The following is a 25,740-nucleotide window of genomic DNA, read 5'->3' as shown; positions in this document are numbered from 1 at the left end:
CTTACGGGCACCGACCCGGGTTCGTGACGCCGTGTGACCTCCGTGGGCGCCGACGCCAGGGCACGAGGCCTCCACCTCGCGCATGCGGCCCGCAGATTTGTCTCCGCGAGGCCGAGCCACCCGCACCAGCCTCCGCCAGGCCTGGCTGCGCCAGGGGTCACGCGAGGCGTACTCGGCATCGGCTCCCTGGGTGCTGCTCGATGATGGCCGGCTCGCTCGGCCGTGAAGGCTAGCCTCTGGCAGGTGGCCGGCCTGCGCCGCCCTCCCGCCGCCCCGACGTCACTGACTCCCCTGCCCGGCCGACGACGTGTCGCTGTTTTTCAACGCGCTCGCGCACAGCTCCGCCAGAGCATGGATCTCTCGAGCTGCTTGACGCGCTTCGTCGCTGTCGAAGCCCGCCGCAATCAGCCGATTGAGCCGCTTGACCATCTCGAGGTTGCCGGCCGAAAAATCGGCCGTTTCCGCACCGAGCTTGCCCGCGGCGTGCAGCTCGATGAGCCGCTCATACGCTTTTTCGAACGAAGCGAGACTTTCAAGGACGGTCTGTCGGTTTGCGACCACATAGGCCCACGCAGCTACGACATCGACCGCGTGCGCCCCGCTGTAGAAATCAACCAGCACATCCTGGATATCCATCACGATCCTCCCCGGCGCTGCTCCCGCTGCAGTTCTCTCGCAGGCCGACCCATCCGCAACCCAGCCTCCGCCGCCGGAGCTCAGGGGGCCCGTTCGACGCGGGCAGCTGCCCCTCCGGCCCCCGCCTCCAGATCTCCCGCCAGGACTACGTGGACGTGTTCCAGCTGAACTCGAGCACGCTGTCGTTGTAGTCGCTGTCGTCCCCGTTCTCGGCGACGATCACCAAGAGATTGTAGCTGCCGATCGCGTAAGGACCGCCCGATTTCAGCTGACGCGACTTGAGCCACTCTGCGTTGATGTCTGTCTGATACTCGAACTTCGCCTGCAGCTTCGCCCTCGAGTTGGCGACGATGGTCGACTGGCCCGTCATGGCGTTGCGCTCACCAGACCCCGCGAAGACGCACAACACCTCATCGTTGCGAGTCACCGTGATCCTCTGCGTGTGCCTCGAGTTCGTCGTCACCTTGATGGTCACGGTCACACCGTCCGGGAGCTCATCGATTTCACAGGTGTTGCCGTTCAATTGAGGCATCTACTCATGCTCCTTTTTGGGGATCGCGCGCCGCGGCCGGGAGGACGACCGTCGAGCGCGGGGACGGTCTCGCGGCGTCAGAGGATGGCTATCAAACCTGCCGCAAGCGCGCAACGACAAACATCTTCCTGCGCTGGACGCGGTGATGGGCCGACCGATCTGGCTCAGCCGGCGCACGGCGCGCCGGTCCCGCGGCGGGCGAGGCCGGTGTCTCCCGGGTTTCTCCCGGGCGAGCGCGGCTCGCCAGGCGCCGTCCCGCCGGGCTCGGCGTCCGCGCGCGGAGCCGGTCCGGTGTGGGCGCGGCGGATGTGGGCGCGGCGGAGACGATGGCGGTCGCGGCTCCTCCCCGTGAGGGCGCGCCGCTCCCCTTAGCCCCTTGAGACCCCTGTCGCCGTGCGACGCAGAGCGGCTATGCTGCCCACCATGCACGAGCCGGATCCCAGGCGCGGAGTCCTCGAGCTCCGCGAGCAGCCCAATGGAATCCTCCATATCACGGCCGACGGAGAGCTCTCGGAGGAGATGGTGCGCTCGATCGCCGCAGCGTCCCGGCGTATCGCGGAGAGCGGCCGCGAGGTCCTGGCGCTCGCCGACGTGAGCCGCATCAAGGCCGTCCCGCATGACGTGCGCAAGCTCATGGCGAGCGGAGCGCTCGGGGCGCGCCACGACGCGGTCGCGGTCGTCGGAGCGAGCTTCACCCTGCGCGTCCTCGCGATGCTCACCGCAAGGAGCATGAACCTCCTCACGTCGCGCTCCTATCCCATCGAGTTCTTCGCCACGGAAGCCGAGGCGTGCGCGTGGCTCCTCGCCCAGCGGGACGAGATCCGGGCCAGGCGGCCGCCGGCCGCGTGACGCTGCCTGCCGCGCCCTCGCCCAGCATCGCCCCCTGTAGCTGCGGAAGAGTCACACGCCGCGTCGACGCGGGTGCAGGCCCCTCCGGGAGAGGCGAGCTCGGCGCGCCGATCTCTCCTCCCCTTGCGTCCCTTGCACTCCTCTTCCACGAATCGATGTCCACCGCATCTCAACGTGATCGTCGTCCTAAGGACAGCCCGTCAGGCCGTCGATCCACTGCGCTAGCAGCGCCGCGCCTTCGCCGTCGGCGAGCTTGCTGCCGATGGGCGGCATGAAGCTCGCCGCGCGCTGGCTCATGCGCAGCCAGACCACCGACGCCTCGTGAGCGCCCGGCTCGATCAGCGCGAGCCCCGGGTAGTCCGTCAGGATCGACTCCTGGTCGCAGATGTTCTTGCTGGCGAGCGGCGTGTCGTAGCGATAATCCGCGGTGCCGTAGCCGGGGCCGCCCGGGCGGTGGCAGTTCGAGCAGTTGACATGCAGGTAAGCGTCGGCGCGCATCTCTAGCGATGCGGCGGGCTGCGCGTGCGGCGGGAACGGCGGCAGGCTGGTGAGGTTGCCGCTCAGCATGCCGATGCCGTTCAGCGTGTCGAACTGGTTCGCCGTGCGGCCGGTCGACGGATAGAGCTGGGTCACGTTGAGCTGCCGCGTCTCGAGGCCCAGGCTGAAACCGGCGGCGCTGTTGTGGCACTCGAAGCACTGCGCTTCGGTCGGGTAGCTCCAGACGTGGCCGCCGGCGAGCGCCTTGGAGGCGCCGTCGATCGGATCGACCAGGAAGGCCTCGTCCTGCGCGTCGCTCCACCGGTACGTGTAGGCGCCGTAGGCGCCGTTCGTGAAGCGCACGAAGAAGCGCGTCTCGAAGTACTGGCCCTGCCACTGGAAGTTCTTGATCGTGACGGCCCCAGGCGGCAGCTCGAAGTCGCCGTCGTTCTTCACGTCGAGCGTCGTGCCGTTCGGCAAAGCGAGGTAGCGCGACTTCAGCGCGCTGTCCGACCAGAACGGCTCGGCGATCGCATACGGGATCACCCCGGGCGCGAGCGCCGGCGGGTTCGCCACGCTGGTGAAGCAGGGGTGGTCGCTGAGGAGGACCGGCGGATCGAGCGCCCCATCGCCGGCCACGCACGCCGTGTTCGACGGCCGCGCGTCGAGGCCGAGCTGGCTCCCCATGCAGGTGTCGCAATCCCATGGGCAGCTCGCGCACGTCTCGCTGCCGTTGCAGGCGCGGTCGCCGCAGACCGGGCCGGCGTCAGGGAAGCCCCAGACCTCGATCTCGGCGAGCTCGACCGGTCCGCCGACGTTTTGCATGCAGACCGACACGCGCGAGACGCCGGGCACGTCGGCGAAGTCCACGGTATTCCAGGCCGGCATCGCGCTCGGCGTGTCGGTGTACGCGAAGGCGTCCACATAGCCGCTGCCGGTCTGGTACTGCACCTTCCAGGTGTCCGTATGCCAGGCGCCGTCGTTGTCCTCGAGCAGCCGCGCCGAGCTGATCGTGTAAGTGCCGCCGAGATCGTAGGTGACGCAGCTCGGCGAGGCCGCGCTGCTCACCTTGGCGGTCAGGTTGCCGTCGGTGAGGCCGGCCGCGCTCGACCAGCCGCCGCTGTCGCTCACGTGGGCCAGCGTCAGCTTGGCGGGTGTGCCGCTGCACGCGCCGCAGTCCGCTGCGCAGCTGCCGCACGTCTCGCCCGCCTCGCAGGCGCCGTCGCCGCACGCGGGGCCGGCGCTGCCGCAGGCGGTCGCCTCGAGATAGAAGCGCTCCCAGGACGTGGCGTCCCCCGTCACGCAGCTCGTGCCGTTGCCGCCGTCGCCGCTCTTGATCGGGCCGGCGGTGCTGGTCGCCTTCCAGTGCGGCGCCGCGCCGGTGAGCGTCGCGTAGCCCTTGCCGTTCGGGTAGAGGCCGCCGCTCGAGCAGTCGTATTCGGCGAACGCGGCGGCGGTCGCCGACGTCGCGTCCATCGTGAGATCATTGGCCACCACGCGCAGGTAATCGCCGGAGCTGCTCTTGAATTTGAAGGCGGCCCCCGACGGCACCTTTTCGAAGATCTGCGCGGCCGCCTGCGTGCCGCCGGGCACGACCTTCCTGGCAGCGTCGAGCACCAGGTAATTGTTCGTGCGCTGTGAGCGTATCTTGACGCAGGTGTTGCAAGTGCCGTTGTCCACGTACTGGCACATGCCGCTCACGCACGCGTCCGTGGTGCAGGTCGAGCCGTCGTTGCAGGTCGCCGAGCTCGTGCAGCACTGGCCGTTGTCGGTGTAGGCGCAGCCGCTCGTGGCGTTGCAGCCGTTGGTCGTGCAGGGGTCGTCGTCGTCGCAGCTCAGCGGTGTGCCGGCCTGGCACTGCCCGGCGACGCAGGTCTCCGCGCCGGTGCAGACGTCGCCGTCGCTGCAATCGGCGTTCGTGGTGCAGGCCGGCTGCGCCACGTAGATGCGCCCGATCTTGGCGCCGCTGCCGCGCTGCAGGTAGTAGAGCGAGCCGTCCAGGCCGACGTCGAGGTCGACGGGGTTGTTCAGCTCGCCGTTCGAGTCGTCCGCGAAGACGGTGACGCCCGTGCCGTCCTGGTTCATGGACCAGATCTGGCTGGAGCAGTAGTCGGCGAAGAAGTACTTGCCGACATAGGACGTCGGGAAGTTGACGACCGTGGGGTTGTAGAAGGTGCCGCCCGTGATCGCGCAGCGCCCGGCGTCGCGCGGGTAGGAGTAGACCGGCGGCACCGGCGAGGGGCCGCCCCCATGGCCGTAGTTCGAGCCGCGCGTGATGTGGTCGATCTCCTCCGGATCGCCTCCGCCCACGTCGTTGGCGAAGATCTTCCCTGACGCGCGCTCGACGGAGAAGGTGAACGGGTTGCGCAGGCCGTACGCCCAGATGGCGCGCGCGAGCCCGGTGGAGGTGCCGTAGAAGGGGTTGTCGGTGGGGATGCTGCCGTCGGCGTTGAAGCGATGGATCTTGCCGAAGGCGTGGTTCAGGTCCTGGGCGTTCGCGGTCTCGGCGTTGTCGCCGTGGGCGACGTAGAGCTTGCCGTCGTTGCCGAAGTGGAGCGCGCCGCTGTTGTGGTTGCCTGCCGCGCTGAGCGGGGGAAAGTCCACCAGCACGACCTCGCTGCCGGCCGCCGCCACGTCGCCGCTCGCCGTGAAGCGGCTGACGCGGTTGTGCGTGCTGCCGCTTGTCGAGGTGTAAAAGAGGTAGACGTAACCGTTGCTCGAGAAGCTCGGGTCGAGCGTGATGCCGACCAGGCCTCGCTCGTTGACGCTGTCGACCGTGACGGTGACGAACGGCGCGGCGAGCAGCGCGTTGTTCTTGATGACGCGCACCTGCCCCGTCTGCTGCGTGACGAAGATGCGGCCGTCGGGCGCGATCGCCATCGCCGTCGGCTGGCTGAGCCCCGTCGCGATCACCTGGTGCTGGAAGCCCGAGGGGATGACGATGGGCTGCCTGGCTTCGCCGGTGTCGTCTCGGTCGGGCTGCTCGGGGCTCTCCGACGCACAACCCAGGGCGATGAGGCCGACGACGAGCGCCGACGGCCGCAGGATGTGCCTGGCCACCGATCCGAACCCATGAGCGCAGCTGCGCAACGAGAGCAGACGCGCTGCGGCCCACGGCGTGGGGACACGAACGTTGTATTTGCGCATGATAGATGTACCTCGGCCATCATCGCCGGAAGGGTTCACGCGGTTTCATCGCGCGCTCGCGCGCGGCGTAGGTAGTTGCGGGTGCAGCCGTCTCGGCGCCCTCATGCGCGAGCGAACACACGCAACGCGCCCTCACGGATGTCTCGACGTCGAAAGGAAGAATTGTGCATGGCGAAGGCGCATCACCGCGCTCCCGGCGTCCCGTTTCGTCTCACACGTCTCGTTGCCGGAGCGGGCGGCGTCCGTGATCGAGTCGACGTGCCACCTGACGATTTTTGTAACGTCCATGGAGACGCGCATTTTTCGATGACGCTGGCCATCCTCGCAGGTATGGTTGGGCCGGCTGTCCTGGACGCCCTGGTCGCTGGCCGCCCGGCACGGCGGCCAGCGAGCTCCGGGCCCGGCCAGGTCACCCTCCACGGGAGCTTCTGATGAGAGAGCACGCAGCAGTCCGGACGACGGAGCCACGCGCGATGGTCATGGCCGCGGCGCTCGCCCTCGCGTGCGGGATCGCGGCATGCAACGCGATCTCGGGGGTCGACGAGCTCGACTTCTCGGGCAGCGCCGACGCGACGGGCGGCGGCGCTGCCGGCAGCGGCAGCGGTACGGCCGGAGGTGACGCGGGCGGCGGCGGCGCTGGTGGCACGGGCGGCGATGGCGACACGGGCGGCGCCGGCGGCACGGGCGGCGATGGCGGCACGGTCACCAGCGGCACGGGGGGCGCCGGCGGCACGGGCGGTGATGGCGGCGCCGGCGGCGGTGGCGGCACCGGCGGCGCGGCCGACATTTCTTACGACATCGACTGCGGGAGCGGCAATGTTGCTCTCGGCGTCCACGGCCGGAGCGGCGGCTCGCTCGACAGCATCGGCCTGATGTGCGCTCCGCTCGCCAGCGACGGCACCCTGGGCACCGCCTTCCAGACCCTGACCGCCGGCGGCAACGGCGGATCGCCGGGCAGCGTGATCTGCCCCGCGAGCCAGGTCATGATCGGGATGAACATCTGGGTCGACGACAACCGGGTTTACCGGGTCGAGCTGCTGTGCCAGACGATCGAAGCGTGGAAGATGGACGACATGAACCTCAATGTCGGCCCTGGCATCGGCCCCGTCCAGAGCATGGGCTTCGGGGTCAAGTGCCCGAAGGGGACCGCCGTCGTCAAGCTCACCGGAGAAGCCGACACCCTCGTGCGCGCCGTCCATCTAGCTTGTCGCACGCTGTGACGGGCCGTTCTGCTTCCCGGCTGCGGCGCTCGTGAGAGCGCCTCACAGCATCGGACCGAGCCGGCGGCAGGAGACGGATCGCAAGGAGCAGCGGTCTCACGATCGCCGCTTCCGGGGCGCCGCGCCGCGGGCCTTCTTCGCGGGCGCGGTGACAGGCTTCCGGGGCGCCGCGCCGCGGGCCTTCTTCGCGGGCGCGGCGACAGGCTTCCGGGGCGCCGCGCCGCGGGCCTTCTTCGCGGGCGCGGCGACAGGCGTGCTCCGGAACCACCCGAAGCGGTCGAGCGACACGTTGCCGCGATCGTCGAACTCGACGCCCTCGGCCTCGAGCAGCATGCGCTGGAGCGCGCCGCCCACCGGATCCTTGATGGTGACGGCCGCGCGATGGCGCGGGCGGCTCCCGAGCACGCGCTGCCACGGCACGCCCGCGCCGTCACCGGTCTCCTTGAGCGCGGCGAGGGCATAGCCGACGTGGCGCGCCGCGCGGGGGTGCCCGGCCATCGCGGCGACGGCGCCGTACGTGCACACCCGCCCCGCGGGGATCCGGCGAATGACCCGGTAGAACGCGGCCCACCAGGAGATGGTGTCGGGGAGCGCGGCGGGCTCTCGGCGCCCCCGGCGCGGCCCCGGGGTCACCGGGAGGGGGCGGCCGCCCTCCGGAGCTTGCTTGCGCGCGCGGCGGTCCTTGGTGGCCACGCGGCTGACCTAGCACGGAGGGCCGCGCCTGGGGATCCCCGGTTCGGTCGTGCCGCGGGATTGGGCCGGGCGCGAGAATGCCGAGGAGCTGGTCAAGGGCAGAACACGATGTCGTAGTCTTCCCCCGCGCAGGCGGCCATCGACTCCTGGTCGTCCCCCGACCAGGAATAGGCATCCTTGCATCGCTCTTCGAAGTACACGGCCACGGGGTTCGTGGGATCGTCCCGGTCGGGGCTCACGCAGGAGATCGTCGCGCCGCTCGCGTCCTCGTAGCGGCCCACCTCCGGACACCCCGCGAGCAGGCTCTCCGGACACGCCAGCGTCCGGCAGTCGGGCAGGCCGACGGGCACGATCGCCAGGGGGAGGTTGTGCGCATCCACGTGGCTGATGTTGTACCAGTCGAAATCGTTGAAATCGGTGTTGAGGGTCATCTCGGCCAGCGTGTGTCGGCCGCCGCCGGGGTCCGAACCGGCATACGCCCAGTAGCGCAGCGACGACAGCGGCTCCTCGCTGGTGCCCACGTCACGGCACGCGAACTGCCCCGGGCCGAGCTCCCCGCCCTCGATGAGGCTGCCCAGGAACTGGAGCGGCTCGTCGCACCGGTTGACGAAGGCCAGCGTGGACTTCCCGTCCCCGGACGTGCGGCAGTCGACCTCGACCGGATCGCCGGGCGGCTGGCCTGTCGACGCGCTGCTGGCCTCGCTCGACGAGGCCCCGCCGGTCGAGCTGGACGCGGAGCTCACCGAGCTGGATCCGCCGCCCGTGGCGCCGGGCGAGGCTTCCTGCCCGGGGTCGGCGCAGCCGGCGTCGAGCAGCGCAAAGGCGAGCGGCACGGCCGCGATCTTCCAACGTTGCGACATGGCGGTCTTCCTTGCGGCGTGTCTTGGGAGGAGAATACAGAACGTCCGGAACGATGTCCCGCCCGCCGAGCTCGACGCATGGCAGCGGGGCCGGCGACCAGGGCCCGCTGGCCGGCTGCCACGCGGCCCTTGGGCCATCGAGCTCCCTCGCATGTGCCACGGCACAACCTGGCACGCAGCGCTATCGTGCGCCGAGCGTCTGAATCGCCGCGAGCAGCGCTTTTCGCATTCTCCCGCCCTGGCACCGGAGCTGCATGGTCGGTACAGCCATGAATAACAGATCGGTCTTTGTCGCTTTGATTCCGCTCGTGCTGACCGCGTGCGACGCTGCTTTCTGGGGCGGCGGCTCGGTCGATATCTCCGACGTCTTCAACGGCGGCGCGCACGATCCGCCGGATTCGAACGATCCGCCGGGGCCGCCTGGCACCGGCGGCGCGGGCGGCGCGGGAGGTGCGGGCGGCGCCGGGGGTGGCGATTCGGACCCGCTGTCGGCGGCCGTCGCGATGACGCGCGCGCAGCGCGAAGCCCTCCTGCAGGCGTATTACGATCAGATCGCGAGCGAGACCGGCAACGTGACCTCGACCGCGGCGGCCGGCGGGCAGCCCGACCAGGATCCCAACGACCTCATGCTCCACATCTCGGACTTGGGCGAGTCCTGCGATGTGTATCCCAGGTCCCTCCCCTGCGGTGAGCACTGGCAGCTGCGCTTCGTCCTGCCGATCGCCTACCAGCAGGTCGGCGTCTACGATCTCGACGATTTCGCGCTCCACGCCTCGGTCTTCGAGACGGGCGCGCCCTACTCTCCGGCGCCGGACGACTGCCCGATGGGCGGCGGCACGCTCTTCGGCTCGGGCACGCTCGAGATCCTCGCGATCGACAGCGCCGAGGTGCGGTTCCGCGTGACCACCACCGCGGCGCTCATGGGCGGCAACCCGAGCGGAGAGTACACGGCGCCGCGCTGTCCGTGACGGCGCTGCGACGACGCCGCGCGCCCGCGCGCCGTGCGGCGGCGGGCGCGGCGTTGCCATGAAGGGGGGCCCAAATCACGGTACAGGGGTTTTCGACGTGATCTCGAGGAACTCGCCCACGCTGCGCAGGAACAGCTCCGGCTGGTCCTGGAAAGCGACATGCCCGGCGCCCGGGATCTCCAGCACCCTCGCATCCGGGATTCGCCTCGCCAGCCTGTCGATAGCGTCTCTCGGCGCGAGGTGATCGTTCTCCCCGCGCGCGATGAGCACCTTGCAAGCGATCCTCTCGACCGCGTCGTTCGGGTGCCCGGATGGGCCCGCGTCGAGCCACATCGCGATGACCGCCCGGGCAAACGCGTCGAAATTCGGCGCCGGGTTCAGCCGCTGGTAGCTGTCGTAGGTGGCGGGGAACCGCTCGCGCCAGCTCTCCGGCGTGACCTTCGCGAGGATCCCTCGCACCGGATCGTCCTCCGGCAGGTCGCCCTGGGCGCCGATCGCCACCAGCCGCTCGATGGCCGACGACCGCCGGGAGGCCATCCTGTACGCCACGACGCCTCCGTCGCTGAAGCCGATGACGCTGTACCTGTCGAGCCTCAACCGGTCGACAATCCGCTCCGCGTCCTCCTGGAGGCGCTGGTACGTCAAGGGAGCCTCTCCGAGCGTCGACCTGCCGTGGCCGCGGCTGTCGACGCCGATGACCCTGTACCTCCGGGTCAGCTCGGGCAGCAGACCGTTGAAGTCCTCCATGTCGCCGAAGCCGCCGTGGAGCAGCAGGAGCGCCGGACCGTCGTCCTGGCCGACGATCTCGTAATAGATGCTCGCGCCATCTATCTCGATGGATTGTCCCGATCGATGATCGAACTGGCTCATGTCCTCCGCGCCTCCATGGTTCCTTCTCTCATGAAACCAGCGATGCGCCCGGTCAACACGGCATTACCGCGGCACGCGCACCACGCGGCCGCCGCCGGCCTCGTCGATGGCATAGACGCAGGCGCCCTGCACCGCCACGGCCGCGGGGCGCGTCAGGCCCTCGGCGAGCACCTCGGGATAGCCGGGGCAGCCTGCGGTCGGACAGCGCATGACCGCGCCCGCGCCGCGGTCCGCCCAGTACGCGTCGGCGCCGTCGATCACCAGCGCCGCGGGCTCGCGCGGCGGCCGCGACGGCTCGGCCTGCGGCGCGAGCTCCGCCGCGGCGCACGACGCCACGAGGTCGCAACGGGAGACGCCGCCCGAGGTCCCGTCCGGGTGGGCCCAGGTCCAGAGCACCTCCGCGTCGCCGAGCGCGATCTGGTCCGGATAGTCGAGCAGCACCGCGATCTGCGCCGCGACGGCGCCGGACGGAGCGCCCTTGTCGAGGCGGAGCACCCGGCCGAAATCGGCGCCCGTGCCGCGCTGGACCCAGACGACGCTCCCCGCGTCGCCCGGGGCGACCGCCACGCCGCGCGGGTGCGACTGGCTGGGCGCGAGCAGCTCCGGGGCCGCGCCGCAGCCCTCGGCGACCGGGCAGCGCAGGAGCTCGCCGGCGGTGCCGCTCGGCTCGTCGCGCGTCCAGTAGACGTGCCGCCCGTCGGTCGCCAGGCCGCGCACGGCCTCGGCCTCGCCCGCGCCGAAGGCGAGGAGCGAGGTCGCCCCCGCCGCGCAACCGTCGACCGCGCACCGCCAGAGCCCGTTGGCGGCGACCCAGACGACGAGCTCGCCAGAGGCCGTCAGCAGGCCCGGCGACGGCATGGACGACACGAGATCCTCCACCGCGCCCGTCGCCGGGTCGAGGCGGCGGAGGCGATCGCCCGCGCGGCTCGTCCACACCACGTACGGTCCGGCCGCGGCGATCGCGGCAGGGCCGCCGGCCTCCTCGGCCGCGGCGACCACGCACGGGCCATCGCAGTCCGCCGGCGCGCAGCGCCCCGGGTCGCCGGCGTCAGGGCCGGCCAGGCCGCCACCGCCGGCCCCCTGGCCGGACCCGCCGCCGGCACCCCCACCGGTCAGGCCGTCGAGGTCGATGTAACAGCCGGGCAGCAGCGCGAGGAGCGCCAGGGCGGCCCGCCGCCGACGTGTGATCCTCGACCCGCCGCTCACCGGTGCACCCCTCATGGCGTGCTCTCGAAGAGAAGCAATCGCCTGGCGGGCGTCAACCCCGGCCGCCGCGAAAGCCACGGGCGCGCTGCGCGGTCCGGGGGGCTGGAGATCGTTGGGACCGCCGCAGACCTCGAGAGGAAGCGCCATGGTCCGGCAGCAGGCCCGCCGAGCTCGCGCCGCGGGCGGCGCGCATCGAGCTCCGATCCTTGACGCGCGGGGGGGACGCGCGAACATGGCCCCGCGTTCATGGGCGGGGACGACACGAAAATCTGCACCTTGACCGACGGCGAGGAGAGCTCGGTCGTCCTGCCGTCGGCGCGGGTGGTCGCGACGCTCCCGCACAACGTCACCCGCGAAGCGCGCCTCACCATGGACCTGATGGTCGTCGGCACGGGCCCGGAGTGCGATCTGATCGTCCCCGACGCGCGGGTGTCGCGCAGGCACTGCGAGCTGAAGCTCACCCGGCGGGGCGTCGTCCTGCGCGATCTCGGGAGCAAGAACGGCACGTTCATCGGCGAGATCCCCGTGATGGAGGCGATCCTGCCGGTCGGCGCGATCGCGACGATCGGGAGCACGCGCCTGTCCCTCGCGCTCGAGGGCGCCCCGTCGCTCGTGCGCCTGTCGGCCTCCGAGCGCTTCGGCGAGGCCATCGGCAGGAGCGTCGTCATGCGCGCGCTCTTCGCCCAGCTCGAGCGCGCCGCGGCCACCTCGGAGACGATCCTCCTCCTCGGCGAGTCCGGCACGGGGAAGGAGGTGCTCGCCAGGGCGATCCACGCCGCGAGCCCGAGGAGGGACGGGCCGCTCGTGATCGTCGATTGCAGCGCCGTCGCCCCGAGCCTCGTCGAGGCCGAGCTGTTCGGCCACACGCGCGGGGCCTTCACGGGCGCCGTGGCCCCGCACGCGGGCCTGCTCGAGCAGGCGGACGGCGGGACGCTGTTCATCGACGAGCTCGGGGAGCTGCCGCTCGATCTGCAGCCGAAGCTCCTCCGCGCGCTCGAGGCGCGCCAGATCCGCCGGGTGGGCTCGAGCGAGTGGCGCTCGTTCGACGCGCGCGTCATCGCCGCCACCCACCGGGACCTCCGGGCGCGCGTCGCCGAGGGCACGTTCCGCCAGGACCTCTATTACCGCCTCGCCGTCGTGGAGGTGCGGGTGCCGGCCCTGCGCGAGCGCAAGGACGACATCCCGGCGCTCGTCGAGCGCTTCCTGGCCGCCCAGTCGCCCCCCCGCGCCCTGTCGGATCTGCCCCCGAACGTGATGGATGTGCTCCTCTCGCACGACTGGCCGGGCAACGTCCGTGAGCTCCGAAACATGGTCTCCCGGCTCGTGATCTTCCCCGACCTCGCGCGGGAGGCGCTCGGGGTCGCGCTCGCCCCCTCGAGGGTCGAGGCCGCACCGCCGGCGCGCCGCGCGGAGGCGCCCTCGCCGGCGAGCGCGGCGGAGCGCGCCGAGGCGCCCGCGGCCGGCACGGCCGAGGACGGCCTGAGCGCGCTGCTCCAGATGCAGCTCCACGAGGCGCGAGATGCGGTGGTCGAGCACTTCGAGCGCCGGTACATCGCGGCCAAGCTCCGCGAGCACGGCGGCAACGTCTCGCGGACCGCGGACGCGATCGGGGTGTCGAGGCAGCTCGTCTATCGGCTCATCGAGCGCTACGGGCTCCGCGGGGCGGAGCGGACGTGAGCGGCGGCGCGGAGCGCGCTTCGAGCAGCCGGGATCAGCTGTTGTGCCACTCCGGCCTGCGCATCTTTTCGGGGTCAGCGTTCGAGTAGCTGCGCGCCACCTCGAGGAGCGGGCCCGCCGGAAGGCCGTTGAACGGCGAGCCCTCCAGGCGCTTGCCGTCGCGGTCGAACGTCGCAATCCGCCCCGCCGCGGAGACGTACAGGGTGCCGCGCGCCTTCACGCGCTCGGCGGGGACGACGCCGCCCGAGAGCAGCGGGTTCACGCCCGGCGCGCCCGCGTCCGTCGGGTGAACCTGGAGCTCCGCCACATGCGGAGACCCCGCGCGGGTGAGGCGGAGCGCGCCGTCGCCCTCGTCGACGGTCAGGGAGAGCCGCCCCTGCCCGGGCACGTCGGGCAGCTCGTGTGAGCCGCGATGGCGGAGCTCCGGGCTGAGGTGCAGGAGCTTCCCGGCGGAGGCCGAAGCGACGATCAGCCGGTTCTCCCCGACGTCGAACGCGAGCGCGTCGATGGGATGGTCGAGGGCGGCGCGGCTCACCTCCTTGCCATGGTCGTCGAGCGCTACGACGTGCCGGTCCTGGGCGACGAACAGGCGGCGCGACCGCCCGCCGTACGTCAGCCGGCGGGCGCCGGGCAGCCGCGCGAGCCGCCTCGAGTCGCCGCTGAGCAGATCGACGGCCACGACGTCGCCGCTCCCCTCGCCGAGCGCGGCGACGCGCATCGCCGGGTGAATCGCGAGATCAGCGATGCCCGCGGAGAGCGGCGTGGAGATCTCACGCGTCGCGACGGCGTCGCTGGTGAGGCTCGCCGAGTAGACGGTGAGGGCGCCGCCGCTCAGGTTCGTGACCGCGAACAGCGGAAAGATGACCATGACATGGTCGATGAGCTCAACCGGTGACTCCGAGCGCCCCCAGCGGAGCATCGTCGCCAGGGTCCCGTCGAACTTGCCGAACATCGGCGTGAGGTTCCCCGTCGACTTCTTCGGGGAGGACTGGGTGTCCGGGTCGGCATCGTCCTGATCAGGGTCGTGCACGACGATCTGCTTCCCCGCGGAGGTGGAGCTCAGCCCGACGACCGTCAGCGCGTGGCCGCCCCCCCGAAAGTATTCGCCGTTGATTTTGTAATACCGCCCCCTCGCGATCGTCAGCAGGCCGCCCCCGGCGGCGCATTGCTGCAGCCGGTCGAACAGGATCCACGAATCGTCTTCCACGGTGAAGAGCAGCGCTATCGCCGGAACTTGTCTGTGCTTGAGCCACGCGTCGAGCCCTTGGTGCCAGGTTCTCCCGGAGGTGCCGCGCTCCGGGTGCGTGAGCATGAACAGGCTGAGCATCAGCACGTTCATGGCGGTGGACGAGGACGCGAAGGGGTCGGCCGGCGGGAACACGACCGCCGAGGGATGACCGTGATTGGCGATGTAGTACATCCAGTTCATGGTCGAGGTGGGCACACAGAAAGCGCTGCCTCCGCCCGGCAAGCTGGTCCACCGTTGATCGATGTCGGGCACGTCTGCGATTGAGTATTTGAAATCAGGCACGATGAACCGCCTTTGCTGATGGCTGGTGAGTCCCAGGGATGAAGCGACGGCCGGTGCCGGCGACGGCCCGGCGTCCAGCCCTCCGTCGAGGGCCATGCCATCGCGCAAAGCAGAATCCGGGCCAGGGGGAGCTCCGGGCGTTCTCTGTGCGCCGAGCCGGGACAATCGGCGCTCCACATCGGTTGTGATCCGCGCGCAACATCGCGCGTGATCCGCGCGCAACACGGAGCGTGATCCCTGCGCAACGCCGCGCATGATCCGGGCGCGACACGGAGGTTCAGCGCGGACGCACTCGCCCTCGCCGCGCGTGGTCGCGGCGAGCTTCTTGGCGAAGATGCCCAACAGGCGCTCGCCCGCGAAGCAGCCGCTCGCCGAGATCCTGGCCGTCGAGCCATTCCAGCGCGAGGTATGGCTCGACGGTACCGATTATGCCCCTGGACGCGCGGAACCCAGGAGCCGACAATGCGCGCGAAGATGCGGGTGGGGGATGTGCTGGAGGGCCGCTTCACGCTGGACGCGCGCGCCGGGTCGGGCGGCATGGGCGAGGTCTTCCGCGCGCGCGACAACGCCACGGGTCAGGCCGTCGCCGTCAAGGTCATGCTCGCCGGGCACGCGGGCGAGCGCGCGCGCTTCGAGCGCGAGGTGCGGGTCCTGTCCGAGCTCAGCCACCCCGCCATCGTCCAGTTCGTCGCCCACGGCGAGACGCCCGACGGCGAGCCCTACCTCGCCATGGAGTGGCTCGAGGGCGAGGACCTGCGCGCGCGGCTCGCCCGCGGCATGCTCGGCGTCGACGAGAGCGTCGCGCTCGCCGCGCGCGTCGCCGCGGCGCTCGCGACGGCGCACGCGCGCGGCGTCGTCCACCGCGACCTCAAGCCGAGCAACCTCTTTCTGCCGGGCGGCGACGTCGCCTTGGTGAAGGTGCTCGACTTCGGCATCGCCCACCTCGGCGACGTCACGCGCCTGACGCGCACCGGCGCCATCCTCGGCACCCCGGGCTATATGGCGCCCGAGCAGGCCGGCGGCGCCGGCGCGCTCGACGCCCGCGCCGACGTTTTCGCGCTGGGCTGCGTGCTCTACGAGTGCCTGACGGGGACGCCCGCCTTCGTCGGCGAGCGCCTGATGGCGGTCCTCGCCAAGATCTGCTGCGAAGAGCCGCCGCGCGTCGGCGCGCTCCGGGCCGGCGTGCCGCGCGCCCTCGACGCGCTCGTCGCGCGCATGCTCGCCAAGCAGCCCGACAGGCGCCCTCGCGATGGCGCCAGCGTGGCGGCCGAGCTCTCGACGCTCGACGGCGATCCATCGGGCGCGCATGCCGACCCGACCCTGGCGGGCCCCCTGGCCCCCACGCTGACGGCAGGCGAGCGACGGGTGGTCTCGGTGGTGATGGTCGGGCGAAAGAGCCCGCTCTGGCTCGACACGACGGCGGTCGAAGCGCCGCCCGGCGCGCCGGCCGAGCACGATCTGCGTGACACGGCCGCGTCGTTCGGCGGCCACCTCGACGTCCTCGCCGACGGCTCGACGGCGGTCACCATCTCCGGCGACTTCGTCGCCACCGATCTGGCGGCGCGCGCTGCGCGCTGCGCGCTCGCCCTGCACGCCATCCACCCGCGCAGGCCCGTGGCGCTCGCGACGGGCCGGAGCGATGCCTCCGGGGCGAGGGTGCTGGGTGACGCCATCGATCGGGCCGCGAGGCTCGTCACGCGGCGCGGCCCCGTCGCGCAGCGCATCCTGCTCGACGACCTGACGGCCGGCCTCCTCGACGCGCGGTTCGACGTGGCCGCGGGCAAGGCCGGCCCCGAGCTGCTAGGCGAGCGCGAGGTCATCGCCGAGGCGCGGGCGCTGCTCGGGAAGCGGACCGCGTGCGTCGGCCGCGCGCGAGAGCTTTCGATGCTCGAAGGGCTCCTGTCCGAATGCGTGGACGAGCCGGTCGCGCGCGCCGTGCTGGTGACGGCGCCAGCCGGCGTCGGCAAGTCGCGCCTCTGCCACGAGTTCCTGCGCGCCGCCCGCACGCGCGGCGCGCCGATCGAGACCTGGATCGGGCGCGGCGATGCGCTCCGCGGCGGACAGGCGTTCGGCGCGCTCGGACAGGCGCTCCGCGGCGCGTGCGAGATCCGCGAGGACGACCCGCTCGAGGCGCGCCGGGACAAGCTCCGCGCCCGTGTCGCCCGGCGCGTGGCCCCGGCCGATCGCGCCAGGGTGACATGGTTTCTCGGCGAGCTCGCCGGCGCCCCCTTCCCCGACGACGACAGCGCGCCGCTCCGCGCCGCACGCGCCAAGGCCGAGCTCATGAGCGAGCAGGTCCGCCGGGCCTGGGAGGACTTCCTCCTCGCCGAGTGCGCGGCGGGTCCCGTCCTGCTCGCGCTCGACGATCTGCACTGGGCCGACCACGCCACGGTGCGGCTTGTCGACGCGGCGCTCTGGAGTGCGCGGAACCTGCCGCTCCTGGTGCTCGCGTCGGCGCGGCCGGAGGTCCACGAGCGGTTCCCGCGGCTCTGGGCCGAGCGCGAGCTCCAGGAGATCCGGCTCGGGGCGCTGACGCCCAGGGCGAGCGAGCAGCTCGTCCGGCAGGTGCTCGGCGACGGTGTATCCACCGACATCGTGGAGCGCCTGGTCTCTCGCGCCCGAGGTCACGCGTTCTATCTGGAAGAGCTAATCCGCGCCGTCGCGGAGGGCCGCGACACGCTCCCCGAGACGGTCGCGGCGATGGTGCAGGCCTGGATCGAGCGGTTCGAGCCCGAAGCCCGGCAGCTCTTGCGCACGGCCAGCATCTTCGGGGAGGTCTTCTGGCCGGGCGCCATCGCGTCTCTGTTAGGCGGCGGGCCAGAGACCGGCGACGCCGGCGTCGAGCTCGCCGCGCGGCTCGACCAGCTCGTGCAGCAGGAGGCGCTCGTGCGCCGGCCGGAGAGCCGATTCGCGGGCGAGCCGGAGCTCGCGTTCCGGCACGCCCTCCTCGCGGAGGGCGCGTACGCGATGCTGACGGAGGACGAGCGGGCCCAGGGCCATCGGCTCGCTGGGGCGTGGCTGGAGGAGCGCGGCGAGAGCGCCCTCGGCGTGCTCGCCGAGCATTTCGTGCGGGGCGCGGAGCCGGCGCGCGCCGCGGACCTCTACTGCCGCGCCGCGGACCAGGCAGTGCGCTTGGGCGACACGGAGGCGGCAGTCGCGCATGTCCGCCGTGGCCTCGAGTGCGCCCCCTCGGACGAGCTCCGGCTCGCTCTCCTGAACGTGCTCTGGGAGGCCCACCTATGGGGCATGGACCTCGCCAACCCCGACGCCGCGCGTGATGCGGAGCAGATGATGGCCCTGGCCACGCCGGGCAGCGGGCCCTGGGCGAGGGGCGCGCTCTTGAAACTCTTCGGACTCATGACCACCGGGCAGCGCGAGGCGTTCACCGCCACGCTGAGCGCCGTCCGCGCAGTCGGACCGCTCCCCGACGCCGCCGCCGCCGTCGCCAGCACCCTCCGCAAGGGTATGGTGCACCTCCTGACGAACGGCCAGCCCGAGGTCACGCAGCATCTCCTGAGGTGGCTGGAGGCCATCGTGGAGCCCGTCGCGGAGCTCGACCCGAGGGCACGAGGGCTGCGCGACATGGCGCGCTCGTTCCACGTGATGTATGCGGACGAAGATCTGTGGTCCGGCCTGCGGTGGGCCGAGGCGGCCCTCGAGAGCCTCGAGCAAGCAGGCTCCCAGGTCGATATTGCGCGCGCGCGCGCGTACATCGCCATGGGATTGTGGCTCCTCGGCGCGTACGCGCGTGCGGAGCAGACCGTGCGAAAAGCGCTTCTGTGCACGGACGAGGAGGTGTGGATCGCGGTCGGCAATCACTCCCTCATCCTCGGTTGGATCCTGATCGACAAGGGGGAGATCGAGGAAGCGCGCCTCATCGCGGAGGCTATGATCGATGCGGGCCGCCTCCGGCGCGTCCCGTTCTACGAAGGGATGGGGCGCGCGCTCCTGGCGGACGCCCTCTTCGAACGGGGCGACCTGGAGACCGCCGAGCGCGAGGCGCTCTCCGCGCTCGCGGCGCTCTCGTCAGCGCCCCCCCGGCGCCTGGCGCTCATGCGGACGCTCGCGGCCATCCGGCTCGCGCAGGGCCGCGTGGCCGAGGCGCTCGCGGACGCGGAGGAGGCGCTGGCAGGGTACGAGGCGCCCCGGATGTCCTTCATCAAGGGGTCCTTCGCTCGGCTCACCCACGCTGAGGCGTTAATGGCGGCGGGAAACCAGCGGAGGGCGCTCGCCGCGATCGCCGTGGCCCGCGCGCGCCTGCTCGAGAACGCCGCCAAGATCGGCGATCCGGAGCTCCGCCGGAGCTTCCTCGAAGACGTCCGCGAGAACGCACGCACCCTCGAGCTGGCGCGCGCGTGGCTGGGCGAGGCCTGACCGGCGAGGGGGGCAATCCTACGGGGCCTCCGTCACCACGAGCGTATCGCCCCAGCCGATGGTGTCATGGCACACGGGGATCCCGGCGGCGCAGTCGGGCGCGATGCCTTCCGTCATGCGGGGCCGGGACAGGCAGCGGGCGCCGTCCGTGTCCCACTCGGATTCGAGCAGCCAGGCCTCGGTGTCCGGCTGGATTCCGAGGTCGTCGAAGATATTGATGAGGTGGCCGCTCGTCGTGTGCGGGCTCCCGTCGCCGCAGTAATCGGCGCGATGCGCTCGGACGCAGGCCTGATGGTGATCGCCGAGCGGCGCGCCGCCGGCGATGGTCCAGGGCTCGTAGCCGATGTCCACGCACTTGTAGAGGGCGTGGCCGGCGCACGCGAACGTGATCCAGCTCGGCTCGTCGAGCTTGGCGCCGCCGCCGGCCACCCCCTCTGTATAGTTCCACCGGCCCGCGAGCGGGACGGCGGCGACGGTTACGCCCAGCACCTCGCCGCAAACAGGTCTCCACGGACCGGAGATGCCCTCCCTGTAGGAGAGCGCGTAGCGGTTCACGGTGCTCCCCGCGTGGTGGCGGGAGGGGCTCGCCGAGACCGTGTCGATGCGCAGGCCGATCGGCGCGCCGCCAGGCGCCTGCGTGGCGAAGGTCGCGCCTGCGAGCGAGGCTCCCGAGAGGACGGCGCCGTCGGAGACGCGAACGCTCGTGAGGTCGCTGCCATCCAAGGTGATGCCGAGGAGGGCGCTTCCGCCCGCCGTGGTGCCGGCGACGCCGGCGCCATACACCTCGGTTCCGGCCCTGGCGCCGCCGTTGACCCGTGGCCCGTTGATGCTGGAGCCGTTGGCTCCGGAGATGTTGAAGCGCGCCGCCTGGAGGAGCGACGGCTGGTCTCCCGCCCCCGCGGCCTCGCCGTCCTCGCCCTCGCAGCCGATCCCGGCCACGAGCGCGAAGATCCCGATCTTCATGAGGTGAATCGAATATCCCACTGGAACCTCCCTGCAAATTGAACAGCGCGGAACACTGCAGCTCGTAGGCCAGCGCAGGCGCACGACCGTGACCGGGGCTCTACGGCCAATCCAGGCGTCAAATGAAGGACAGGTTCGGCGAGAGCCCCAGCATCACGCGGCCGTGGGCCTCGAGGTTGGTCGGCAAGCAATACGCCGCGTGCTGGCAGATGGCGCGCGCGTCGCGCGCGATGCGCTGGATCGGGTTCGACAGCGCGAGCGCGCTGCCCCCGCTCGCGCCGAACAGCGTCTCCACCGCCTCTCGGCACAGGTGGACCGCGAAGGCGACCTCTGTCCGGATCCTGATCAGGAACTCGACATCCGTCGCTCCGGCGCCCGCCGCGCGGCGCTCGAGCTCCTCCACCGCGGCGTGGAGCAGGAGGTCCGCCGCGCGGACCTTCATGGCCGCCTCGGCGAGGAGCAGGTGCGTCACGGGCGCCTCTGCCTTCTTCTCGTACAGGGTGAAGGAGATCCCGCGCCCCTCCGTCTGCGCCTTGAACACCTCGATGGCCGCCTGCGCCATCCCGAGCGCGCAGCTCGCCGCCGTGACCACGATGCCCTGGACGATGGGGCAACGGTACGGTGAGCCGGTCAGATCGGGAGAGAGCAGCTCGCCGGAGAAGACGGTGGACACCGGCGCGACGCGCCGGTCGGGCACGAACAGGTCATGCGCAGCGGTGCTGTTGCTGCACGTCCCGCAGAACCCGCTCACGTGCCAGTCGTCCAGGATCTCGAGCGCGCTCGCCGGGACGATGAAGAAGGCCGGCGCGGCGCCCCCGCGGCCGTCCTCCACGGGTAGCCCGAGGCCGATCCACGTGATGTGGTGCGAGCCGGAGCAGAACGGCCAGACCCCGTTGATCTTGTAGCCGCCCGCGACCCGCTCCGCCGATCCCCGCCCGAGCAGCGCGAAGAGGATGGAGCTGTCCGGCTGACGGAGGATCTCCTCCCGGACGCCCTCCGGCAGGGCGCAGGCCATCCACATGGCCAGGTTCAGCTGGCTGACGATCCACGACGTCGACCCGCACCCCCGCGCCAGCTGGGTCGCGACCTCGAACGCCGTGCGCAGGCTCGCCTGGAGCCCGCCGTGGCTCCTCGGCTTGAAGAGGTCGAGCAAGCCGGAGGCTCTGAGCTCGCCGACCGTCTCGTCGGGCAGGCGGCGCAGCGTCTCCGTCTCTCGCGCGCGCTCGCGCAGGCGCGGCACGAGCCTCGCTGCGCGCGCCACCGGATCGTCGTGGGTCATCTCTGCACCTCGGGTCATATCGCTGGTCCTTTCGTGGCATCCACGCGTCGTTACAACTCACGTGCCAGAGCGAGCTCGCGCCCCACCACGTCCGGAGGCGCAGAGGTCGCCTCGGGTCTGAGAGACCGCCTGTTCCACGTGCGCCTCTGTGCCACCCGTCCACCCTGTGCCGTGACGCTCGCGAGCTCACGCCGCGCGGGCTCATTTCGCGAAGCGGTGAGGGGCGCGCATGTCTGCGGGCGGCGGGCTCGGCGGGATGTTCCCGGCGCGGGACAGCCTGTGAACCCGCGGTTGACACGGTGTTGCGCGGGCGCAACGAACGCCTCCGCGTGAGCCTGGTGGCGGCGACGGCACGCCAGCGTGTCAGGTGGCCGGCGAGGCAGCAGCCGCCGCAAACGCCGCCTGGTCCGGCACTTGCTTGAGGTGCAGTCAGCGCTGCATACCTCGCTTGCGCTGCCCATCGATCCGGCCCGCCGCTCGGCGTCGATCGACGATGGTCTGGACGCGTCGGATCCAGGAGCCGACAATGCACGCGCGAAGATGCGGGTGGGGGACGTGCTGGAGGGCCGCTTCACGCTGGACGCGCGCGCCGGGTCGGGCGGCATGGGCGAGGTCTTTCGCGCGCGCGACAACGCCACGGGTCAGGCCGTCGCCGTCAAGGTCATGCTCGCCAGGCACGCGGGCGAGCGCGCGCGCTTCGAGCGCGAGGTGCGGGTCCTGTCCGAGCTCAGCCACCCCGCCATCGTCCAGTTCGTCGCCCACGGCGAGACGCCCGACGGCGAGCCCTACCTCGCCATGGAGTGGCTCGAGGGCGAGGACCTGCGCGCGCGGCTCTCCCGCGGCATGCTCGGCGTCGACGAGAGCGTCGCGCTCGCCGCGCGCGTCGCCGCGGCGCTCGCGACGGCGCACGCGCGCGGCGTCGTCCACCGCGACCTCAAGCCGAGCAACCTCTTTCTGCCGGGCGGCGACGTCGCGCTCGTGAAGGTGCTCGACTTCGGCATCGCCCACCTCGGCGACGTCACGCGCCTGACGCGCACCGGCGCCATCCTCGGCACCCCGGGTTACATGGCGCCCGAGCAGGCGGGCGGCGCAGGCGCGCTCGACGCGCGCGCCGACGTCTTCGCGCTGGGCTGCGTGCTCTACGAGTGCCTGACCGGCACGCCCGCCTTCGCCGGCGAGCGCCTGATGGCGGTCCTCGCCAAGATCTGCTGCGAAGAGCCGCCGCGCGTCGGCGCCCTCCGGGCCGGCGTGCCGCGCGCCCTCGACGCGCTCGTCGCGCGCATGCTCGCCAAACAGCCCGACAGGCGCCCTCGCGACGGCGCCAGCGTGGCGGCCGAGCTCTCGGCGCTCGACGGCGATCCATCGGGCGCGCACGCCGACCCGGCCGGCCATTCCACCCTCGCGCTGGCGGCAGGCGAGCGGCGGGTGGTCTCGGTCGTCATGCTCGGAAGGGAGAGCCCGCTCTGGCTCGATGCCACCGAGCCCCTGGGGCCCAACAGCACGCTGGAGCCGGAAGAGGAAGAGCTGCGCGACACGGCCGCGTCGTTCGGCGGCCGCCTCGACGTCCTCGCCGACGGCTCGGCGGCGGTCACCCTCTCCGGCGTCTTCGTCGCCACCGACCTGGCGGCGCGCGCTGCGCGCTGCGCGCTCACCCTGCACGCCATCCGCCCGAGCCGGCCGATGGCGGTCGCGACAGGCCGGAGCGAGGGCGCGGGGATGCGGCCGCTCGGCGACGTCATCGATCGCGCCGCGAGGCTCGTCGCGCGGCGCGGCCCCGGCGCGCAGCCCGTCGTCCTCGACGACCTGACGGCCGGCCTCCTCGACGCGAGGTTCGAGGTGGCCGCGGGCGAGGCCGGGTACGAGCTGCTGCGCGAGCACGAGGTCGTCACGGGATCGCGGACGCTGCTCGGGAAGCAGACCGCGTGCGTCGGCCGCGCGCGCGAGCTCGCACTCCTGGCCGGGCTGCTGTCCGAATGCGTGGACGAGCCGGTCGCGCGCGCGGTGCTGGTGACGGCGCCCGCCGGCGTCGGCAAGTCGCGCCTCTGCCACGAGTTCCTGCGCGCCGCCCGCACGCGCGGCGCGCCGATCGAGATCTGGATCGGGCGCGGCGACGCGCTCCGCGGCGGACAGGCGTTCGGCGCGCTCGGACAGGCGCTCCGCGGCGCATGCGAGATCCGCGAGGACGACCCGCTCGAGGCGCGCCGGGACAAGCTCCGCGCCCGCGTCGCCCGGCGCGTGGCCCTCGCCGACCGCGCCCGGGTGACATGGTTTCTGGGCGAGCTCGCCGGCGCCCCCTTCCCTGACGACGACAGCGCGCCGCTCCGGGCCGCGCGCGCCAAGGCCGAGCTCATGAGCGAGCAGGTGCGCCGGGCCTGGGAAGACTTCCTCCTCGCCGAGTGCGCGGCGGGCCCCGTCCTGCTCGCGCTCGACGATCTGCACTGGGCCGACCACGCCACGGTGCGGCTGGTCGACGCCGCGCTGCGGGTCGCGAAGGACCTGCCGCTCCTGGTGCTCGCGTCGGCGCGGCCGGAGGTCCACGAGCGATTCCCGCGCCTCTGGGCCGAGCGCGAGCTCCAGGAGATCCGGCTCGGGGCGCTGACGCCCAGGGCGAGCGAGCAGCTCGTCCGGCAGGTGCTCGGCGACGCGGTGGCCGCCGAGACGGTGAAGCGGCTGGTCTCCCGGTCGCGAGGGCACGCGTTCTATCTGGAGGAGCTGATCCGAGCCGTCGCCGAGGGGCGCGAGACGCTCCCCGAGACGGTCGCGGCGATGGTGCAGGCCTGGATCGAGCGGTTCGAGCCCGAGGCCCGGCGGCTGCTCCGCGCGGCCAGCATCTTCGGCGAGGTCTTCTGGCCGGGCGCCGTCGCGTCGCTGCTCGGCGGCGGGCCCGATGCCGGCGGTGCTGGCGTCGAGCTCGCCGCGCGGATCGACCAGCTCGTGCAGCAGGAGGCGCTCGTGCGCCGGCCGGGGAGCCGGTTCGCAGGAGAGCCGGAGCTCTCGTTCCGGCATGCCCTCCTCGCGGAGGGCGCGTACGCGATGTTGACGGAGGACGAGCGGGTCCGCGGCCATCGGCTCGCCGGGCAGTGGCTGGAGGAGCGCGGCGAGAGCGCCCCCATCGTGCTCGCGGAGCACTTCCAGCGAGGCGAGGAGCCGGCGCGCGCCGCGGGCCTCTACCGCCGCGCCGCGGAGCAGGCCGCGCGGCTCGGCGACGCGGAGACGGCGATCGCGTGCGCCCGGCGAGGCCTCGCGTGCGCGCCTTCGGACGATCTCCGGCTCGCACTGCTGGACACCCTCTGGGAGGCCCACGTGTGGAGCAGCAACCTCGTGAACCCCGACGCTGTCCGCGACGCAGAGCAGATCATGGCCCTGGCCACGCCGGGCAGCGGGCCCTGGGCGAGGGGCGCGCTCTTGAAGCTCTTCGGGCTCATGGCCATGGGGCAGCCGGAGGTGTTCACGGCCACGCTGAACGCCGTGCGCGCCGTCGAGCCGCTGGCCGACGCCGCGGCCGCCATCGCCGACACCCTCCACATGGGCGTTGTGCACCTCCTCCTGATGCGCGGCCAGCCCGTGGTCGCGGGGTTATTTCTGAGCTGGCTGGAGGCCATCGTGGAGCCCGTCGCCGAGCGCGATCCGAGGGCGCGTGGGCTGCGCGACATGACGCGCGCGTTACAGGCAATGTATGCGGACGAAGATCCCTGGTGCGGCCTGAAATGGGCGGAGGCGGCCCTCGAGAGCCTCGAGCAGGCAGGCTCCCAGGTGGATATCGCGCGCGCGCGCACGGTGGTCGCCACGGGATCCTGGTTCCTCGGCGCCTACGCGCGCGCGGAGAAGACGCTGCGAGAGGCGCCTCCTTGCGCGGACGAGGAAGTGTGGATCGGGATCGCCCACCGGTCCCTCCTCCTCGGCTGGATCCTGATCGAGAAGGGGGAGCTCGACGCAGGGAGCCTCATCGCGGAGGCCATGATCGACGCGGGCCGCGTCCGGCGCGTCGCATTCTACGAAGGGATGGGGCGCACGCTCCTCGCGGACGCCCTGTTTCGACGGGGCGATCTGGAGGTCGCCGAGCGCGAGGTGCTCACCGCCCTCGGGGCGCTCTCGTCCATACCCACATGGAGCACCGGGCTCACGCGAACGCTCGCGGCCATCCGGCTCGCGCAGGGTCGCGTGGCCGAGGCGCTCGCCGACGTGGAGAAGGCGCTGGCCGCGTACGAGGCGCACCGGATATTCTTCGCCAAGGGCGCCCACGCGCTGCTCATCCGTGCCGAGGCGTTGATGGCGGCGGGAGACCAGCAAAGGGCGCTCGCGGCGATCGCCGAAGCCCGCGTGCGCCTGCTCGCCAATGCCGCCAAGATCGGCCATCCGGAGCTCCGCCGGAGCTTCCTCGAAGACATCCGCGAGCACGCGCGCACCCTCGAGCTCGCGCGCGCGTGGCTGGGCGAGGCCTGATCGCCGAGCGCGGCG

The 25,740-nt window shown here is 72.1% G+C and carries 16 protein-coding genes; 6 read left to right on the top strand and 10 right to left on the bottom strand.

Translation table 11 applies throughout. From position 1 onward, the window contains the following. Positions 1 to 279 precede the first annotated feature (279 nt). Both WME83_RS16090 and WME83_RS16085 read right to left on the bottom strand, forming a co-directional pair. Complete coding sequence (locus WME83_RS16090; RefSeq protein WP_437320164.1) at positions 280 to 636, bottom strand: hypothetical protein; 357 nt, start codon at positions 634 to 636, stop codon at positions 280 to 282. Between the two features lie 145 nt (positions 637 to 781). Further along, positions 782 to 1,168, bottom strand: coding sequence for a fucose-binding lectin II (locus tag WME83_RS16085; protein ID WP_437320163.1), 387 nt, complete (start codon positions 1,166 to 1,168; stop codon positions 782 to 784). A 423-nt stretch (positions 1,169 to 1,591) separates the two neighbouring features. Here WME83_RS16085 and WME83_RS16080 point away from each other — a divergent pair, with 423 nt between their 5' ends. Beyond that, positions 1,592 to 2,017, top strand: a complete 426-nt coding sequence (locus WME83_RS16080) for an STAS/SEC14 domain-containing protein (RefSeq protein WP_437320162.1) — start codon at positions 1,592 to 1,594, stop codon at positions 2,015 to 2,017. Between the two features lie 186 nt (positions 2,018 to 2,203). On the opposite strand, the gene WME83_RS16075 is transcribed toward WME83_RS16080, so the two are convergent. Next, the gene (locus WME83_RS16075) at positions 2,204 to 5,554 is read right to left on the bottom strand and encodes a PQQ-dependent sugar dehydrogenase (RefSeq protein WP_437320161.1); all 3,351 of its coding nucleotides are present in this window, start codon (positions 5,552 to 5,554) and stop codon (positions 2,204 to 2,206) included. Between the two features lie 560 nt (positions 5,555 to 6,114). Here WME83_RS16075 and WME83_RS16070 point away from each other — a divergent pair. Continuing rightward, positions 6,115 to 6,861, top strand: coding sequence for a hypothetical protein (locus WME83_RS16070; protein ID WP_437320160.1), 747 nt, complete (start codon positions 6,115 to 6,117; stop codon positions 6,859 to 6,861). A 96-nt stretch (positions 6,862 to 6,957) separates the two neighbouring features. Here WME83_RS16070 and WME83_RS16065 read toward each other — a convergent pair whose 3' ends face one another. Together WME83_RS16065 and WME83_RS16060 are read right to left on the bottom strand one after the other, a co-directional pair. Then, a complete protein-coding gene (locus WME83_RS16065; RefSeq protein ID WP_437320159.1) occupies positions 6,958 to 7,554 on the bottom strand; it encodes an MGMT family protein in 597 nt (198 codons plus the stop codon). A gap of 92 nt (positions 7,555 to 7,646) precedes the next feature. Beyond that, positions 7,647 to 8,414, bottom strand: a complete 768-nt coding sequence (locus WME83_RS16060; protein WP_437320158.1) for a thaumatin family protein — start codon at positions 8,412 to 8,414, stop codon at positions 7,647 to 7,649. 308 nt (positions 8,415 to 8,722) lie between these two features. Here WME83_RS16060 and WME83_RS16055 point away from each other — a divergent pair, with 308 nt between their 5' ends. After that, positions 8,723 to 9,382 (top strand): hypothetical protein, encoded by a 660-nt coding sequence (locus WME83_RS16055; RefSeq protein ID WP_437320157.1) that lies wholly within the window; start codon positions 8,723 to 8,725, stop codon positions 9,380 to 9,382. A 75-nt stretch (positions 9,383 to 9,457) separates the two neighbouring features. Here the strand turns inward: WME83_RS16055 and WME83_RS16050 are convergent, their stop codons facing one another. Beyond that, positions 9,458 to 10,252 carry an alpha/beta fold hydrolase gene (locus WME83_RS16050; RefSeq protein WP_437320156.1) on the bottom strand — a complete coding sequence of 265 codons (795 nt, stop codon included), beginning with the start codon at positions 10,250 to 10,252 and terminating at the stop codon, positions 9,458 to 9,460. A gap of 63 nt (positions 10,253 to 10,315) precedes the next feature. Further along, the gene (locus WME83_RS16045) at positions 10,316 to 11,473 is read right to left on the bottom strand and encodes a hypothetical protein (protein WP_437320155.1); all 1,158 of its coding nucleotides are present in this window, start codon (positions 11,471 to 11,473) and stop codon (positions 10,316 to 10,318) included. A 261-nt stretch (positions 11,474 to 11,734) separates the two neighbouring features. Here WME83_RS16045 and WME83_RS16040 point away from each other — a divergent pair, with 261 nt between their 5' ends. Further along, the gene (locus tag WME83_RS16040) at positions 11,735 to 13,135 is read left to right on the top strand and encodes a sigma 54-interacting transcriptional regulator (RefSeq protein ID WP_437320154.1); all 1,401 of its coding nucleotides are present in this window, start codon (positions 11,735 to 11,737) and stop codon (positions 13,133 to 13,135) included. Positions 13,136 to 13,169: 34 nt separating this feature from the next. Here WME83_RS16040 and WME83_RS16035 read toward each other — a convergent pair whose 3' ends face one another. After that, the gene (locus tag WME83_RS16035) at positions 13,170 to 15,008 is read right to left on the bottom strand and encodes a hypothetical protein (protein WP_437320153.1); all 1,839 of its coding nucleotides are present in this window, start codon (positions 15,006 to 15,008) and stop codon (positions 13,170 to 13,172) included. 120 nt (positions 15,009 to 15,128) lie between these two features. On the opposite strand from WME83_RS16035, the gene WME83_RS16030 reads away from it, so the two are divergent. Further along, positions 15,129 to 19,040, top strand: a complete 3,912-nt coding sequence (locus WME83_RS16030; protein WP_437320152.1) for a protein kinase domain-containing protein — start codon at positions 15,129 to 15,131, stop codon at positions 19,038 to 19,040. An 18-nt stretch (positions 19,041 to 19,058) separates the two neighbouring features. On the opposite strand, the gene WME83_RS16025 is transcribed toward WME83_RS16030, so the two are convergent. After that, the gene (locus tag WME83_RS16025; protein WP_437320151.1) at positions 19,059 to 20,003 is read right to left on the bottom strand and encodes an ADYC domain-containing protein; all 945 of its coding nucleotides are present in this window, start codon (positions 20,001 to 20,003) and stop codon (positions 19,059 to 19,061) included. Positions 20,004 to 20,121: 118 nt separating this feature from the next. Continuing rightward, entirely contained in the window at positions 20,122 to 21,300 is a 1,179-nt protein-coding gene (locus tag WME83_RS16020) for an acyl-CoA dehydrogenase family protein (RefSeq protein ID WP_437320150.1), read from the bottom strand. Between the two features lie 522 nt (positions 21,301 to 21,822). Between WME83_RS16020 and WME83_RS16015 the strand changes: the two genes are divergently transcribed. Beyond that, positions 21,823 to 25,725, top strand: a complete 3,903-nt coding sequence (locus WME83_RS16015; protein ID WP_437320149.1) for a protein kinase domain-containing protein — start codon at positions 21,823 to 21,825, stop codon at positions 25,723 to 25,725. Positions 25,726 to 25,740 lie beyond the last annotated feature (15 nt).

Origin of the sequence: Sorangium sp. So ce385 (assembly GCF_051474135.1) — a bacterium.
Classification (GTDB): Bacteria; Myxococcota_A; Polyangia; order Polyangiales; family Polyangiaceae; genus Sorangium; species Sorangium cellulosum_D.
The sequence above is the reverse complement of the archived record's forward strand: the minus strand, read 5'-3'. Positions and strand labels throughout refer to the sequence as shown.